This window comes from Afipia sp. GW823-FHT06G09 (genome assembly GCF_058794875.1).
Genome location: NZ_JBXAHF010000002.1, coordinates 254,671 through 270,853, shown reverse-complemented (window position 1 = coordinate 270,853; position 16,183 = coordinate 254,671). Strand labels below are relative to the sequence as shown.

Genomic DNA, 16,183 nt, shown 5'->3' with positions numbered 1-16,183 from the left:
CCATGAATCGGGTCCTGCTGTTCAGCCTCTGTCTCGCCGCTTCTTTCGCACGGGCGGGTCTCGCCACCGCTCAGACGGTTTCGAGCCCATCCCTGGACATTCCATATTCCGGGCTTCGCAGTTTGCCCGGGTCGAACTTTCCAGATCAGGCCCTGTTCGGCGGTGTCCGTTTCGACAAATTGGAATGGGCGGGTTTGGGCGCCGGTAACTCTGCCCGCTGGGATATGGAAGCCTTTGTCGGCAATGACTACGATAAGTTCTTCTTTAAATCAGAAGGTGCTTATGATGGCAGAAAGCAGAAGTTTGAGGAGGCTCGATTTCAGGCGCTCTACTCGCGCATGATCAGTTACTTCTTTGATCTACAGGTTGGCGTTCGTCATGATGTCTCGCCGAACCCGTCGCGTACTTATGCGGTAATTGGCATTGAGGGCTTGGCGCCGGGCGTGTTCGAAATCGATGCGGACGCGTATGTTAGCCAAAAGGGCGAGTTATCTGCATCATTCACTGGGTTTTATGATCTTTTGATAACGAACCGACTTATCCTACAGCCGCGTATCGACGTAAGATGGCAGCTACAGTCGGTTCCAGAGTTGGAGCTCGGCAGCGGTATTACCGATTTCGAACTCGGCGCTCGGCTCCGATACGACATTACACGCAATGTCTCGCCGTATGTCGGCGTGAGTTGGGATCGTAAGCTAAGCGAGACGGCGGCTATTGCGGAGCGCAACCTGAAGGCAGTCTCAAGCGTGAATTTCGTAGGCGGAGTACGCCTTCTCTGGTGAGAAATTCCAAGTGGATTGAGTTTAAACGTTCTTCTAGAGGCACCTTGAACATTAAGCGTTCGCGGGATTTGCTGGCTGATTAGGTTCAAAATCTCGACGCCGTATCAAGCAGTTCGAACGAAGGTAGATAACATGATGGACCGTCGTCAGCTTCTCGGATCGTCTGCGGTTCTTGCCGCAGTCAGTCTCGCCGTGGGGCCCGTTTCGGCTCACGGACCAGATCATTCTGCGATGCCTGGAATGACTCCAGGTGCCATGACGCGGGAGAGCTGCATAGAAGAGTGCCTAAGATCCCATCGTATGTGCCTCGAGACTGCAAGGTACTGTACCGAAAAGGGAGAAGGTCATGTTGCCGCAGCACATATGGCTCTCCTGCTCGATTGTGCGGAGATGTGTCAAACCACAGCTAATTCCTTGCTTCGCTTTTCTCCGCAACACGGTGTCATATGCGGAGCATGTGCTCAGCTATGTGAGGCTTGCGCTAAGGATTGCGAATTGTTTGCTGGTGACGACCGGATGGCGCGCTGTGCTGCGACGTGTCGCGAGTGCGCCCAGCATTGTCGTGGAATGATCAACGTGAAGCTGTGAGTTGATAGTCTTTGCGAGAAGGCGTCGGGCTGCAGTGATCGCCTAACTGCCGATATTCATCGTGGCGAGCGGGGCTGTGGCCTTCAAGTCGGCACTTCGGACGACCCACATCCATGCATTCCGGCGCTTGGAATTTTGGTGGATGACGAAACGGAAGTGATCGGTCTGCTGATGGCAAGCAAGCCCTTTAGGCCTTCGCCGAAGCGGGCAATCGATTCTCGATGATTTCGAAGTTCGCTGTAAGGAAGATACCGTAAATTTAATTCAGACACGCGGGAGAACGCAGGTCGGCCAAATTGCGTCCGGACCTCGCCTTGCCGATTATCAGGGGCGACGAGAAAAAGGTGATGCGCGGCGCCGCCTTCTATGCCGAGCGCGAGGTCCAGCATTCTCAAGATGCCGGAGTAGATGCTGGTCGTATGCTCGACCTCAAAGGCCGCTGCGACATGTCCCTGGGTATCGATCCAAAGAACGTCGATTAGTTTGATGGTATCGCCTTGCATTGCATATGCAATATTGTCGGGCAACTGCACAAGGCAGCCGTCGCTAAGCCGGCCGTTACGGTAGGATCGGGAGGAATCATTCGAGGCGATCCATACGCTATAGCCCAGTGCCATTCCAAGATCCCGGAGCCATCCCTGGATTTCGGTGTGAGTGTGGTCGGCGTCGCGAGCGATAGTTGTCGTTGCCGCAGCGGATTCGGCGCGGACCTGCTCGAGAATTGCTTTCCATGCATCGAGCGAGCCGTTCATCGCCTGCGGCGGTAGCGGATAACGTTCCGTACCTAAATCGAACAGGAACGCAGCGGCCGCTCCTAAATCATTTGACAGCAGGCTCCGATGTTGGGAGTTCAGCGTCAGGATCCCTTTTCGCATCCCCAGATATTGATCCCACCGGCCAAGTTTGACGCCGGCATTTGTCAGCGCGTTGTAGCCTCTAATGATAGCTGTGTTGAACGGGGGCATGATCGTCGGATGCAAAAAATACAGCAGGTTAGCAGCAGCCGGCCCGAGGCCTTTTATTGCCACCTGCTCTAAAGTCCGGATTGCGTCGAGTACGTGCTGCTCGGTATCGCAGCAAAGGCAGGTGTCGAGGAAACGACCGAAGGCAATCTGGTTTGGACGGCTCTCATAGATGTCTGGAATACGTAGTTTTGGCTTCCACATAAACGCGTGATTGGCACCTTTGAACACTTGCCGCTGCTCGGCGATCGAATCGAGCACCGTCTCCAGGGAGGATCCCCTATAGGCGTTACCGAAGGTGTCGGCCTTGATTTCCGTGATGACCTCCTGTAGCCCGCGCCGGATGGACCGGAAATTCTTGATCCTTTCCTCCCACAGGAACCAGTTCCGGTAGGTCCCACCCTCGTCGTCCCTCCAGTGCCGTATGAGTTCTCCGATCCATATCTCATCCACCTACTAAAGTCCTTTCTGTTCACAACCCGCTGACCGATGCAGTTGTTCGCCGAATCCCTCAGCCAATTGCACGAAATATAGCTGGAGGTTGTGATCCGCGAAACGGCCATATCTCGGAAGATCATCCAAGGACCACGAAATAAGCATCAAAAGCCAATTCTTTCCTCGGAGGCCTTATCCGATAGCGGTGGATCTAGACCACACCCGGCCGCCTATCCGAGTGATTCAATTCGCGCGTGATCAGCATTTCTCAGGCGAAGGCTTTTTCTAGCGTGTCAATGAGAACGCTAATCGACTTATCGTGTCGGGTGATGGGAGGGACGGGGCGCCTAATTTTCAGAAGCTCGTAAACTGCGGTCTGTGCTGCCCGGACTGAGTATTCAACAGTAAACACAACGTCATCCGGAATCTCAACAAACTGGCTAATAAAGGCAAGATTCTTGGAGTTCGAGGGGACCGGGAGTGGCCGATCAGAGCTGCTCCGTGGCATAAACATGCTTGTGATATATGGCATCCGGCAGGGAATGCAGGTGGACTTTTCGAATACCGTCCTGCTGAAGTTTAGGTGGCCACACAACTCGTGAAGAATCTCGGCGCCACCGCATTCCGACATAGGCTTGGCAACGAAATCCCCGACCCGGTCAGGATGCAGCGCATAGCCCCAAAACACCTGAACATCTTGTGGCTGTCCGATGAAGTGCGGCTGATGATAGAGAACTATCGACATCAGCCAGTTCGAATCCTTGAAGGTGACGAGTCCGCCTGTTCCTGCGGGGTTGCCAGAAAATGCTTCCATCTGGTCGAAGAATGTTCGATCACGACATGTGACCGTGAAAGATGCCCAATAGGACTCTGGAATTGAGGTGTTAAATGCGGTGGGATTGCCGAACTCCGGTCGCCTCGCAGCGATCTTCTCCCACAACTCCCATCCGCGGCTATCGGCCTTGGTCAGTTGTCCCGGAGGCCTTGTCATTGAACCGAGACTCGATGCATCTGTCATCGAACCATTCTGGAAGAATGCAAGGTCATCGTCATCGAGAAAAACGATTGTGTCGTTTCCATTCTGATCCAGAACAAGGTGCTTTACAGAGATTTTGTCGCCATCTTCTTCAAATCTCATATCGGTCACCCGCGTGTTCCGAACGAACTGGACATCCTGCTTTTCCAACCAAGTCATCAAGGGACGGACGATTGCATCGTATTGATTGTAAACAGTTCGCTTCACGCCGCCGAGCGTTTCGATACGTGGAAACTCGTTCATGAAGCGATGAAGATAGCGCTTCAGTTCGACGGCACTGTGCCAAGGCTGAAAAGCGAAAGTCGTTTGCCACATATACCAGAAGTTTGTTTGAAAGAATGATGGAGACAGCCAGTCTGTGATTCGGCTCTTGCCGAGTTTTTCCTCCGAAGCTTCAGACAGTCTAACTAATTCCATCCGGTCGCGCATTGTGAACCCCATCGTCGACACATCCACTTTGAAGCGGTTACGATCGACGAGGCGAGCCCGTGAATGTGATTTATGCTGGAGATTGAATGCCACGGTTTCATCGCGGACTGACTGGCTTGGATGCTCTAGGGAGGGAATGCTCGATAGAAGGTCCCACGTGCATTCATAGTGATCTGTTGTTAGCATGCGGCCACCGCGTAGCGAATATGAACCGTCGGCAAGTTGAGTGCCGTCCAAACTCCCGCCAAGCGTCGGCAACTCTTCGTAAATTATGATATTCCGCCCGTCGACCCCGCCGTCGCGGATTAAGAAGGCCGCTCCCGCGAGCGATCCGACGCCACTGCCGATGAAATATGCTTTCATAAAAGCCCCATCTTTGCCGAATTTTATATTGAAGTTTCGCTCTGATAAATCACGCGGACTCTCGGAGGATTGAGCTAAATCATAATTGTGACGGTCGATGCGCGAGCAATTGTTCGGCATCGATCTCGCGAGTAGACATCTCTGACCGCCCACGCGCTCACTATGCGACAGTGTCAGGGTAGCATGGATTAAGTTCCGCCCCCAGCAGACGCTAGGCAGACGAAGCTTGCTATCCGCTACACGGATCCAAACTATTTGATGTGTTTAGTGCTGAGCATGGCGATTTAGATCCTTTCGGAAAAGAAAACCGATAATTTGGGATTGGCGTATATCCGTCGATTGCCAACGCCAATGCTTTGTCGTTGATCGAGGCGAAGCGTCGTTACGAATAGATCGTTGGCGAATATGGAAATTGAACCCGCACCGACGGTACCTCTCGATTTAAGTCAACACCGCACTTGGTTCGAGAACTTATCCGCGAGAAATTCCTTGTTCACAAACCGCCGGCGAAGATGATCGTAAGGGCCGGCATTGCTACGGTGTTCAGTTGTAGCTCCAACCAGCCGCCGGTAGCATCCAAATAAAACTCGTTTCTTTTGGGCCGGGTCGGTTGGTGGTGGGACTTGGCACAAATTATCAGGGGCAAAAATTTCTAGGATCACTAGTCTGTTTCTGCTTGCGATGCCCACAGCAATGCGCAGACATAAAGCGCTTAGAGGATGCGCGGGAAGTCGTTTGGAATCACTGCGCTTAGAGGGCGGCACTGTCCAGTAAGGGGGCTATCGAGTGTTCGAAGAAACATGCTCTCGGCCGCTTCCAGTACGCGCGCGGTTTGCAATATTGATGGGCGTATTTGCCATCGCTGTCGGCTACGGCATTATTCTGCCGATGCTTCCGTTTTTGATTGAACGACTTGCCCGCACTACGGACGCTACGACGCTATCGGGGCATACCGGCCTTCTGAGTGGAATTTATGCTATCGCCCTCTTTTTGTTTGCGCCGCTCTGGGGGAAAATTTCCGACCAGCACGGGCGGAGACCTGTCATTCTCTTAGGATTGATTGGTTTTGCCGGATCGTTGGGGCTGTTCGTGTTGGTGCAAAACTTGCCGGCCCTTTATTTTGGCCGTTTTCTCGCGGGTCTATTCGCGGCAGCAGTCACGCCGGCGGCATACGCCCTGATTTGCGACCATGCTCCTTCAGAGGAATGGCGCGCTCACCGTTTTGCTCTAATAAATATCGCCGGCGGTGCCGGCTCTTTCGTTGGACCGATGATCGGCGGCATGGTTCTGGGTGCTACTACTGGCCTCCTCACCGAAAGGGCGGAGGAAACATTCGTCGCCGGTTTTCTTGCTGCTGTGGTTCTAACTCTCCTAGGAGCATCAGCGGTGTGGAGCCTTGTTCCCGATACGATAGAGCAGAACGATGTTAGGGCCAAGAAAGCCGAAAGAGGAGGCGAGTGGTCGCTTGTTCTACGTCTATGGTTCATCGTGTTCGTTACTGCGGCGGCGGTCGGTGCCTTCGAAGTAGGATTATCCCTACGAGGCAAACAAACTCTCGGCATGGATAAGTTCCAAGTCGGCATGATGTTCACTGAATGCGGCTTGGTGATGTTCGTTGTCCAAGGGATGGTGCTTTCGCCCCTCATCAAGCCTCAAATCACGCGTTGGCTCTTGGCGCCGGCCCTCCTAATGTTGGCGGTAGGACTCGTCCTTGTTCCGTTGGCAAGCAGTCATATCGCCGTGATTATAGATATTGCCCTTGTCGCGGCTGGTGCCGGTGCCATTTTTCCGATCGTGACATATTGGGTGTCGTTTCATGCTGGTCAGACGCGAGGTGCTAACTTGGGTCGTGTAACCGGGGCAGCGAGTCTTGGGCAGGCGCTCGGCTCGACGACAAGCGGCCTGCTGTTCGATGTTTCGATCCTACCGAATGCCGCTTTTGCCGTCGCCATTATAATCGTTATAGCGGGTATCGCAGCAACTCTGGGTCTTCCCCGCATGCTTGCTGGTCTAATGGGCCGGGCCGATTGAATAGATCAAGCGAGATAAGGTTCAGTAATCTTCGAGCCACATTTTTGAAGCTGCGGTGCACCTAAATGCAAGATAATGAGGTCATGCTCCGCAAGGTTGGTTGGGTTGGGTTCGTCAGCTCAAGAAAGCTCGCTTCGCTGTTAAAATTAATGAAATGATAAATCTTCACGACGTTCGGAGGCGTCTCGGCATCGCCCCGATTTGACCGCTTATGATACTGCTGAGATAAGCGGATACGTCCTTGAGGGTCATGTCCGCTGTAGCCGCTATACGAGAACTATTAGAAAGGCGGCCCAATGTTGTCGGGTTGTCGGTTCCTGGAATGCCCGGCGGCTCATTCGGAATGGAGAGCGGTGTATCCGAAAGCTATCAGGCCATTCTCTCCGGGGCCTCTGGTCGTCAAACATTTTCGCGTTTATAGAGGAAATCTGGCTGGTTGAGGCGGTTCTTTTAACCATATTGCAGGTAACCGGCACGCGATTGTTCCAGATCAATTGTGTTTGCGGATTTGTAATGTGATCTCTCTTCCCAAGTCCGCGATCCTATGTGAAATTGGGCCATGGATTTTTATCGATTCATCAGTCGTTTGCTCATGATCTTTGCGATCGTTGGGCTCGTTGTTGTGCCACTGCCGCGCCCCGTGATGGCGCAGCCATCTTCCGATGCTTCGACGCACGCGATGATGGATGGCATGTCTGCCCCGGCCACGACGGACGAGATGGCCAACGACATGCCGTGCTGTCCGTCGAAGGCTCCGGCGCCGATCACTTGCGACAAATGCATCTTCATGGCGGGCTGCAACGCCCAGTGCTTCACCGGCCTGTCGGCGGCTATTGTCCAGCCGTCTTTCACCGCCGCCGGAACCGTCATGTCCCTGCGGAATGAGTCCTGGCCCGATAGCCTGGGTCATCCGCCTCCCGACCAGCCTCCTCGAATCCTGATCTGATCGGCGCTTCGCCGCCGTGCTGCCGCGCGCTGAATTCGCGCGGATCGACGCATGCCGTTTTGCGGCAATCATGATCATTCGAGGATTTTTGAAATGAAGAAGCTCAATTCACTGCGCGTCCTTCGGACGGCGCTCATCGGTGTTGCCGTTGCCGGTTCGATCACCGTCGCACGCGCCGACATCAAGGACTATGAATTCCAGCTTGTAGATCAGACCGTCAAGGCCGGTCCGGACAAGACCGTCACGGTTCGGCTTATCAACAAGACCACCGGCAAGATGGTGCCGGACGCCATCATCATCGCAACCCGTCTCGACATGGCCCCGGACGGCATGAAGGAGATGGCGACGAAAGTCGTGCCGGTACCGGGCGGCGAACCGGGGACGTACAGGTTCAAGGCGACTTTCGGAATGGAAGGCCGCTGGCAGCTCTCGCTCGGAGCCAAGGTGCAGGGCGAGGCCGGGACTGTCGAAAACAAGTTCGTCATCACGGCGCAGAAATGAAAACCGTCAGCACGGTTATCGCTGCCGCCGCCGCGTTGATCGCGGCGGCCGGCGGCGGATTCATCATGGTTCACGGGCAACATCGGGGAGCCGAGGCTCCGCGCCTTGCTCTCGTGACGGTGGCGCGGGCAAATGACGCGCCGATCTATTACCAGGATCCGGACGGCAAATCGCTATACTCGCCGACGCCGAAGACAACTCCGGACGGCCGCGATTACATCGCCGTCTATGCCGACACAGAGGAGGCGTCCGCTCCCAAAGTGCCGACGGATCGAAAGATCAAGTACTACCGCAATCCGATGGGACTGCCGGACACATCGCCGGCGCCGAAAAAGGATTCCATGGGGATGGACTACATCCCCGTCTATGAAGGCGAAGACAGCGACGACGGCTCGGTCAAACTTTCGGCCGGAAAGATCCAGCGCACCGGCGTGAAGTCGGAACCCGCGGCACCTCGCATCATTCGCACCTTGATCCGCGCACCGGGCACGATCCAGCTCGACGAGCGCCGCATCTCCGTCATTTCAATGCGGGCGGAAAGCTGGGTTCAGAAAGTCGCGAACGTCACCACCGGCAGCAAGGTCAGCAAGGGCCAGCCGCTGATGGAGATCTACAGTCCGTCCGTGGCCTCGGCGGCTGCGGAATATATCGCCACAATCACGTCGAAAGGCACGAGCGGCGTGGCCGCATATGGCCGCGGCTCGCGGCAACGGCTGATGAACCTCGACGTCCCCGACGCGGCGATTGCCGCCATGGAAAAGAGCGGCACCGTTCCCATCACTATCGATTGGTCGGCGCCGCGCGATGGCGTGGTGCTGGAGCGCAACGCGATTGAGGGGATGCGGGCGCAGCCCGGCGACGTCTTGTTCCGGGTTGCGGATACCTCCGTGGTATGGGCCATGATCGACGTCGCGGAGCGCAATCTTGGCGCGTTGGCGGTGGGCCAGCCGGTGACTGTGCGTGCGCGTGGCTTTCCGGGGCGGGAGTTCACCGGAACAGTCAGCGTCATCTATCCGCAGGTCAATCGTGAAACGCGAACGGCGCGGGTCCGGATCGAACTGACAAATCCGGACCTCGCGTTGCTTCCCGACATGTACGTCGATGCGGACATCGATATCGGCAGTCCGCGGCCGGTGCTCGCCGTTCCCGAGAGCGCCGTGCTCGATACCGGCAGCCGTCAGGCGGTATTCGTCGACAGGGGGCAGGGACGCTTCGAGCCGCGCGACGTGAAACTCGGTCATCGCGGCGATGGCCATGTTGAAATCCGTGAGGGCCTCGCCGAGGGCGATCCTGTGGTCGTGTCGGCAAACTTTCTGATCGACGCGGAAAGCAATCTGAAGGCCGCCCTCAAGGGCTTCTCGGAAGCGGGAGGTCAGCCATGATCGCCCGCATCATCGATTGGTCGGCGCGCAACCTGCTGCTGGTTCTGTTCGGCGCCGGTTTTGCCGCCGCCGCCGGCATCTATGCGCTGGTCCATCTGCCGCTCGATGCGATCCCCGATCTCTCCGACACGCAGGTCATCGTCTATACCGAATATCCCGGACAGGCGCCGCAGGTGATCGAGGATCAGGTCACCTATCCGCTGACAACCGCGATGCTGACCGTGCCGCGGTCGAAAGTCGTGCGCGGATTCTCGTTCTTCGGGGTCTCGTTCGTCTACGTCATTTTTGAAGATGGCACCGACATCTATTGGGCGCGTTCGCGGGTGCTCGAATTCCTCAATGGCGCGGCCTCGCGGTTGCCGGCCGGTGTGAGCCCCACGATCGGCCCCGACGCCACCGGTGTGGGATGGGTCTATCAGTACGCGGTGATGTCGAAGGAGTTGAACCTCGCCGAGACACGCACCATCCAGGACTGGAACCTGAAGTTCGCGCTGGCGAAGGCCGAAGGCGTCGCGGAGGTGGCCAGCGTCGGCGGCTTCGTCAAGCAATACAATGTCATTCTCGATCCGCAGCGCATGCGCGACCGCGGCATCACCATGCAGAAGATGCGTGATGCGATCCGCGCCAGCAATGCCGATGTCGGCGGCCGGACGGTGGAATTGTCGGAGTTCGAATACCTCATTCGCGGCAAGGGCTATCTGAAGAACATCAACGACCTCGGCAACATCGTGCTGAAGACTGACAACGGCACACCGGTGCTGTTGCGTGATGTCGCCCGCGTCGAGCTCGGTCCGGACGAGCGCCGCGGCATCACCGAGCTTAACGGTGAGGGAGAGGTCGCCAGCGGCATCGTGCTGCAACGGTTTGGCGTCAATGCACTCGACGTGATCGACAACGTCAAGAAACGCTTCAAGGAGATCGCCAGCAGCCTGCCGAAATCCGTCGAGATCGTTCCGGTCTATGACCGCTCCCACCTGATCAACGCGGCCATCGCCACCCTCAAGCACACGTTGCTGGAGGAAAGCATCGTCGTCGCGCTGGTCTGCATCGTCTTCCTGCTGCATGTCCGCAGCGCGCTGGTGGCGATCCTGATGCTGCCGGTCGGGGTGCTGATGGCGTTCGGCGCGATGAAGCTGCTCGGTCTCGGCTCCAATATCATGAGTCTCGGCGGCATCGCGATTGCGATCGGCGCCATGGTCGATGCGGCGATCGTCATGATCGAGAACGCGCACAAGCATCTGGAACGGGCCGAACCCGAACGGTCCAGAGTCGACATTCTGATCGAGGCGGCGTCGGAGGTCGGCCCCGCACTGTTCTTCAGCCTGCTGATTATCACCGTGTCGTTCATGCCGATCTTCACGCTGGAGTCGCAGGAAGGACGACTGTTCAGCCCGCTGGCCTTCACAAAAACATTTGCGATGGCTGCTGCGGCCTTGTTGTCGGTGACGCTCGTTCCGGCGCTGATGATCATCTTCGTGCGCGGAAAAATCGTTCCCGAGCACAAGAACCCGATCAACCGCTTCCTGATCTGGATCTACCGGCCGGTGATCAAGGCCGTGATGCGCGCCAAGATTCTGGTGATCGCGCTGTCGCTCGCCGTTCTTGCGGTAACGGTCTGGCCGGCTCGTCAGCTCGGCACCGAATTCATGCCGAACCTCAACGAAGGCACGCTGCTCTTCATGCCGACGACGCTGCCGGGAATTTCGGTGACCAAGGCGGGTGAACTGTTGCAGATGCAGGACAGGATCATCCGGTCGTTTCCGGAAGTGGCGTCTGTCTACGGCAAGGCCGGCCGCGCCTTGACGGCAACCGATCCGGCGCCGTCGGAAATGTTCGAGACCATCGTCAATTTGAAACCGAAGGAGGAATGGCGCACCGGCGTGACAATCGACAGTCTGATCGCGGAGATGGACAAGGGGCTGCAATTCCCCGGCGTCTCGAACGCATGGACCATGCCGATCAAGGCGCGCATCGATATGCTGTCGACCGGCATCCGGACGCCGGTCGGGGTCAAGGTGATCGGCACCGATCTGGTCGAGATCGACAAGCTCGCCAAGCAGATCGAACAGGTGCTCAAGGCCGTGCCTGGTACCTCGTCAGCTTATGCCGAACGCGGCATCGGCGGCTATTATCTCGACATTACGCCGGACCGCGCGGCGCTCGCGCGCTACGGCATCATGGTCCAGGACGTTCAGGACGTGATCGGGACCGCGCTCGGCGGCCAGACCGTCACGATGACGGTGGAGGGCCGGCAGCGCTTCAGCGTCAATATGCGTTATCCGCGCGACATGCGGGACAGTCCGCAGGCGATCGCAAACGATGTCCTCGTTCCGATGCCGGCCGGTGGCGCGGTGCCACTCGGCGAGATCGCCAGGATCGAACCGGCGCGCGGGCCGACATCGATCCGCACCGAGAACGGCCAATTGGCGACCTATATCTATGTCGACATTCGCGACCGCGATCTCGGCGGTTATGTTGCCGACGCGCGGCAGGCGGTACAGGCCAGCATCCAGTTTCCGCCGGGTTACTACGTGGTCTGGAGCGGCCAGTACGAGTACCTCGAACGCGCCACCGCTCGGCTGAAGGTTGTCGTGCCGGTGACGCTGCTCATCATCTTCCTGCTGCTGTATCTCAACTTCCGCTCCATCGCCGAGACCTTGATCGTCATGCTGTCGCTGCCGTTCGCGCTCGTCGGCGGACTCTGGTTGATGTGGTGGCTCGGCTTCAATCTATCGGTCGCGGTTGCCGTCGGCTTCATCGCTCTTGCGGGCGTGGCAGCCGAAACCGGTGTCGTGATGCTGATCTATCTCGATCATGCATTGGTGGAAATCAAGGCAAGGCGTGACGCCGAGGGCCGGGCATTGACGCGCGCCGATCTTTACGAGGCCGTCATGGTTGGCGCGGTGGAGCGCGTGCGCCCGAAAATGATGACCGTGGTGGCGATCATGGCGGGGTTGCTGCCGATCATGTGGAGCACCGGCACGGGCTCGGAGATCATGCAGCGCATCGCGGTGCCGATGATCGGCGGCATGATTTCGTCCACGCTGCTGACGCTGATCGTGATTCCGGCGATCTTCGGGCTGGTCAAGGGCTTCCGGTTGCCATCAAGCGATGCCGGTGTTCCTCAGCCTCCGGTCCGGGATGCTGGAGTGGTGGCACCGGCACGTATTCCGGAGCCAGTCGAATAAACGGGCCTACAAGTGGGCACTGGCGTACATCAGTAAAAGCACGTCCAAATGCGCTATATGAGATGGCGGATCCCAATCGAAACCGACGTCAAAATTCTCAGATCAGGGTGCAAGGAGATAGTCCGCCGAGATCAGCTTGCCGCCTTTAAATGGCTATCATCCAAGACGAACTCATTAGTGATGGACCGAAGATTAATGCTTGATCTGCGTTAAAGACCGTCAGCGGTTGGAATTGTACGTTTAATTTTGGTGCTGTTAACGGCAGTTCAGGACAGCGTCTCAGTCTTGCTTGGAAAGATTTGGCTGGCCGATGAACAGAAACCGCGGGTCCGATGACCCGCAGCCTGAAGATGATGCGGAAGGACAGGAGGCCGCGAAACCAGCGGACGCCGCTGTACGACGCGCGCTCGTCGAGGCGCGCGAGGAGTTCCTCGCTTTTTTGCGACACCGATTGGGCAGTCGGGACGAGGCCGAAGAACTCCTACATCGCTTCTCGCTCCGGGCGATTGAACGCGCATGGCAGTTGCGAGACGTGCGTACAGTCCGCGGATGGCTTGGGCGCATATTGGCGACCACCCTCGTCGATCATCAGCGCCGTGTCACAAGACGTCGCCGCCTGGAGATCGACATGGAGCATATTGATGTCGAGAATTTGGCGATTGAGCCAGATCGAGAAACCGACGAAGCCGTCTGCAACTGCCTTCATAAACTGCTACCGACGCTCAAGGCAGAATATGCCGATGTCATTTGGCGCTCGGACATTCTTGGCGAGCCCCGCGATCGAATTGCTGCCAGCCTTGGTACAACGCTCAACAACATCGCGGTCCGACTTTACAGAGGACGACAAGCGCTACGGAAGAGGCTTGAGGAGATCTGCTTGACCTGCCCGGTACACGGCTTCCTTGATTGTCGCTGCGATGAGGCTGAACGTATTCGCGAACTAACTCGACGTGTCGCTGAAAATGCCAAAGCTCCGTCCGAAGACGGGTGAGTATAATGGAGAAGAAGAATCTGGGTATCTCTGGTGAGGCCACGTGCGTCGTTGGTTGTAGTGCACCCCGAGATCGAAAAGAGACCAACATGAATCTGGTAAATGCTGTGCAAGTCAGCTTCCGGCGGTGAAGCAGAAATGATGAAGGAGGATACAATGGCAACAAGAAACGACCCGCCAATTAGCTTGGATCGCATGAACGCTGTGCTGGCGTGGTGGGGACTATCGAGTGCGGATGGTGCCGGTAAATTTGACGGTCAGTTTAAGCGCTTTCAGACCTTCACGTCCGATCTTCAGAAAGTCTGTGGTGAGACATATGGTGCTCAGATGAGTGCTCTCCTTGGTGCCAATGAGCGAATCGGGCGCTCGTTTCTCGAACTCATCCAGTGTCGGCGTCCGCAGGACGTGATAGCCGCAAAATCGATCATCATGGCTGCGATCCTGGATGAGGCGTCTCTACAGACAAAGACATGGCTCGAACTTTCGCAAAGGGTTCAGGAATATTGCGCGACTGTGGCGAGCGAGACTGCGGACGAGATACGACAGCAGGCAAACAAAGCCACTGATTCCGAACGCAACGCCAAAGTTTCGTAATTGCATATCGGGCGGCCGTCCTGATCTTCGATCCGCCTTCAACTTCTTCAAACTAAGGATCAGATATTGGAGATGATGATGCGTGAAGCTAAGTCGGGTTCCGATCTGATTGAAGTGCCGAAGGCTTCACCAAGTCAGCAGTTGGCTGTTCAACAGCGTGTTGTGGCCGCCGCTACGGCGAGTGACGTGAAACCAACCGGCGAGGGGTATCCAGTCCCGGCGTCGCCAGTCCGAATGGCAGAGATCGTGCGTAATCCCCTTGCCTATCAGCAGGATTTCTTCGAGCGGTCTATTTTATTCTGGGATACGTTGCGCCAGCGCGCCAACAACATGCTCGCGCATCAGCGTGCCGGCATGCCGCCGCTTCTCGACTTCGACTATGAGACGCTGGTCGATGCCCGCCGTTTCGAACGACCCGTCAATTACGCCCTCCTGCGGATCACCCGGATCGGCGACAATTGTATTGAAGATTGCGTCGATCCAACAAAGCCGCCTGTTGTCATCGTTGACCCTCGCGCGGGGCAGGGGCCGGGCATCGGCGGCTTCAAGCATGATTCCGAGGTTGGGATGGCCATGCACGAGGGCTATCCGGTCTATTTCGTTTCCTTCTTTCCTGAACCCTGTGTGGGCCAGACATTGGCCGACGTGCTTCATGCGCTCAGACGTTTCGTCGAAGACGTAGTCAAGCGCCATCCCGGCAAGCCCCCGGTGCTCTATGGCAACTGTCAGGCCGGCTGGGCGGTCACCTTGCTCTCAGCGGACTGCGAAGGCTTGGTCGGGCCAGCCGTGCTCAACGGCTCTCCACTCTCCTATTGGGCGGGTGAATCCGGGGTGAATCCCATGCGGATCGCTGGCGGGCTGCTCGGCGGTGTCTGGTCCACCCATCTTCTCGCCGATCTTAACGATGGCCGTTTGGACGGCGCGTGGCTCGCCTTCAACTTCGAGAATCTTCAGCCAGAAGCCGTCTGGGAGAAATACGCCAACCTGTTCATGCATGTCGATACGGAACGGGAGCGATTCCTTGAGTTTGAGCGCTGGTGGAACGGCTTCTATTTTCTCAGCCGGGAAGAGATCGTCGCCATCGTCGAAAACCTCTTCATCGGCAATCGCCTTGAGGAGGGCAAGATGCGGATCTGCGATGGATGCGTCGCCGACCTTCGGCGCATTCGCAATCCGCTGGTGATCTTCGCTTCCTATGGCGACAACATCAGCCCACCACACCAGGCGCTCGGCTGGATCACGATCGTCTACAAGGATACAGGCGATCTCAAGGCTGCCGGCCAGCGCATCGTTTATCTGACGAACCCCCATGCTGGCCATCTCGGCATTTTCGTGTCGGCCAAGGTCGCGCGCTTCGAACATCGCGCGATGCTCGAAAGCCTCGGTGAGATCGAGACCCTCGCTCCAGGTCTCTACGAGATGAAGATCGACAATCCGACCGGTAATCCCGACTGCCACAAGCCGGAATATTCGGTCCGTTTCGAGGAGCGGCGCGTTGAAGATCTGCGGTTTGAGACGCCGCGGGCGGCATTCGAGCAAGTTCGCCATTTGTCGGAGGTGAACGAGCAATTCTATAAGACGATGATCAGCCCATTCGTGCGCATGGCCTCCAATCCCTGGACGGCGACCGCGCTCGAGTGGTTGCACCCTATGCGCACGAGCCGCTACCTGCTTTCGGAATCCTTCAGTCCTTGGATGCACGGCGTCGCCGCGCTCGCGCGTCTGATTGAGCCACGCCGCCAGCCGCTGCCGGAGGGCGATGCCGATCTCCGTCGCGAACGGGAAGCGATCGGGCGAGTTTCCGAATCGATCGAAGACGGGCGCAAGCAGCGCGATGCGGCGGAAGAGCAGATATTCCGAATGCTTTACGATGGTGCCAAGTCTGCACGGCCGGCAGCATCATCAGCGGCCGAAGCGCATCGTAATGGCCGGTGACAAAGCACTTCAGCGTTAGA

General features: G+C 57.1%; 13 protein-coding genes. 10 read left to right on the top strand and 3 right to left on the bottom strand.

Features of this window, described 5'->3' with window-relative positions; genetic code table 11:
* The first annotated feature begins 2 nt into the window (after positions 1 to 2).
* Together AC1Q67_RS08900 and AC1Q67_RS08895 are read left to right on the top strand one after the other, a co-directional pair.
* Complete coding sequence (locus AC1Q67_RS08900; protein ID WP_492234402.1) at positions 3 to 782, top strand: copper resistance protein B; 780 nt, start codon at positions 3 to 5, stop codon at positions 780 to 782.
* Positions 783 to 914: 132 nt separating this feature from the next.
* Positions 915 to 1,370: a four-helix bundle copper-binding protein gene (locus AC1Q67_RS08895; protein WP_492238146.1), complete on the top strand. Its 456-nt coding sequence runs from the start codon at positions 915 to 917 to the stop codon at positions 1,368 to 1,370.
* A gap of 83 nt (positions 1,371 to 1,453) precedes the next feature.
* Here the strand turns inward: AC1Q67_RS08895 and AC1Q67_RS08890 are convergent, their stop codons facing one another.
* The gene (locus AC1Q67_RS08890) at positions 1,454 to 2,785 is read right to left on the bottom strand and encodes a type II restriction enzyme NmeDI-related protein (RefSeq protein WP_492234403.1); all 1,332 of its coding nucleotides are present in this window, start codon (positions 2,783 to 2,785) and stop codon (positions 1,454 to 1,456) included.
* Positions 2,786 to 3,035: 250 nt separating this feature from the next.
* Entirely contained in the window at positions 3,036 to 4,595 is a 1,560-nt protein-coding gene (locus AC1Q67_RS08885; RefSeq protein ID WP_492235682.1) for an oleate hydratase, read from the bottom strand.
* A gap of 843 nt (positions 4,596 to 5,438) precedes the next feature.
* Here AC1Q67_RS08885 and AC1Q67_RS08880 point away from each other — a divergent pair.
* Both AC1Q67_RS08880 and AC1Q67_RS08875 read left to right on the top strand, forming a co-directional pair.
* Entirely contained in the window at positions 5,439 to 6,626 is a 1,188-nt protein-coding gene (locus AC1Q67_RS08880; RefSeq protein ID WP_492234404.1) for an MFS transporter, read from the top strand.
* 250 nt (positions 6,627 to 6,876) lie between these two features.
* On the top strand, positions 6,877 to 7,047 hold the full coding sequence (locus tag AC1Q67_RS08875) for a DUF411 domain-containing protein (protein ID WP_492234405.1): 171 nt from the start codon (positions 6,877 to 6,879) through the stop codon (positions 7,045 to 7,047).
* A 146-nt stretch (positions 7,048 to 7,193) separates the two neighbouring features.
* Here AC1Q67_RS08875 and AC1Q67_RS08870 read toward each other — a convergent pair whose 3' ends face one another.
* Positions 7,194 to 7,496 carry a hypothetical protein gene (locus AC1Q67_RS08870; protein ID WP_492234406.1) on the bottom strand — a complete coding sequence of 101 codons (303 nt, stop codon included), beginning with the start codon at positions 7,494 to 7,496 and terminating at the stop codon, positions 7,194 to 7,196.
* Positions 7,497 to 7,665: 169 nt separating this feature from the next.
* Between AC1Q67_RS08870 and AC1Q67_RS08865 the strand changes: the two genes are divergently transcribed.
* The 6 genes from AC1Q67_RS08865 to AC1Q67_RS08840 all read left to right on the top strand — a co-directional run bounded on the left by AC1Q67_RS08865 (position 7,666) and on the right by AC1Q67_RS08840 (position 16,163).
* On the top strand, positions 7,666 to 8,073 hold the full coding sequence (locus tag AC1Q67_RS08865) for a FixH family protein (RefSeq protein ID WP_492234407.1): 408 nt from the start codon (positions 7,666 to 7,668) through the stop codon (positions 8,071 to 8,073).
* Positions 8,070 to 9,455: an efflux RND transporter periplasmic adaptor subunit gene (locus AC1Q67_RS08860; protein ID WP_492234408.1), complete on the top strand. Its 1,386-nt coding sequence runs from the start codon at positions 8,070 to 8,072 to the stop codon at positions 9,453 to 9,455. Before AC1Q67_RS08865 ends, AC1Q67_RS08860 begins: the two co-directional genes overlap by 4 nt.
* A complete protein-coding gene (locus tag AC1Q67_RS08855) occupies positions 9,452 to 12,643 on the top strand; it encodes an efflux RND transporter permease subunit (RefSeq protein ID WP_492234409.1) in 3,192 nt (1,063 codons plus the stop codon). The genes AC1Q67_RS08860 and AC1Q67_RS08855 overlap by 4 nt, the downstream gene beginning before the upstream one ends.
* Positions 12,644 to 12,953: 310 nt before the next feature.
* Complete coding sequence (locus tag AC1Q67_RS08850; RefSeq protein WP_492234410.1) at positions 12,954 to 13,634, top strand: RNA polymerase sigma factor; 681 nt, start codon at positions 12,954 to 12,956, stop codon at positions 13,632 to 13,634.
* Positions 13,635 to 13,736: 102 nt separating this feature from the next.
* Entirely contained in the window at positions 13,737 to 14,228 is a 492-nt protein-coding gene (locus tag AC1Q67_RS08845) for a hypothetical protein (protein WP_492234411.1), read from the top strand.
* Positions 14,229 to 14,300: 72 nt separating this feature from the next.
* Positions 14,301 to 16,163, top strand: coding sequence for a DUF3141 domain-containing protein (locus tag AC1Q67_RS08840; RefSeq protein WP_492234412.1), 1,863 nt, complete (start codon positions 14,301 to 14,303; stop codon positions 16,161 to 16,163).
* The last annotated feature ends 20 nt before the right edge of the window (positions 16,164 to 16,183 follow it).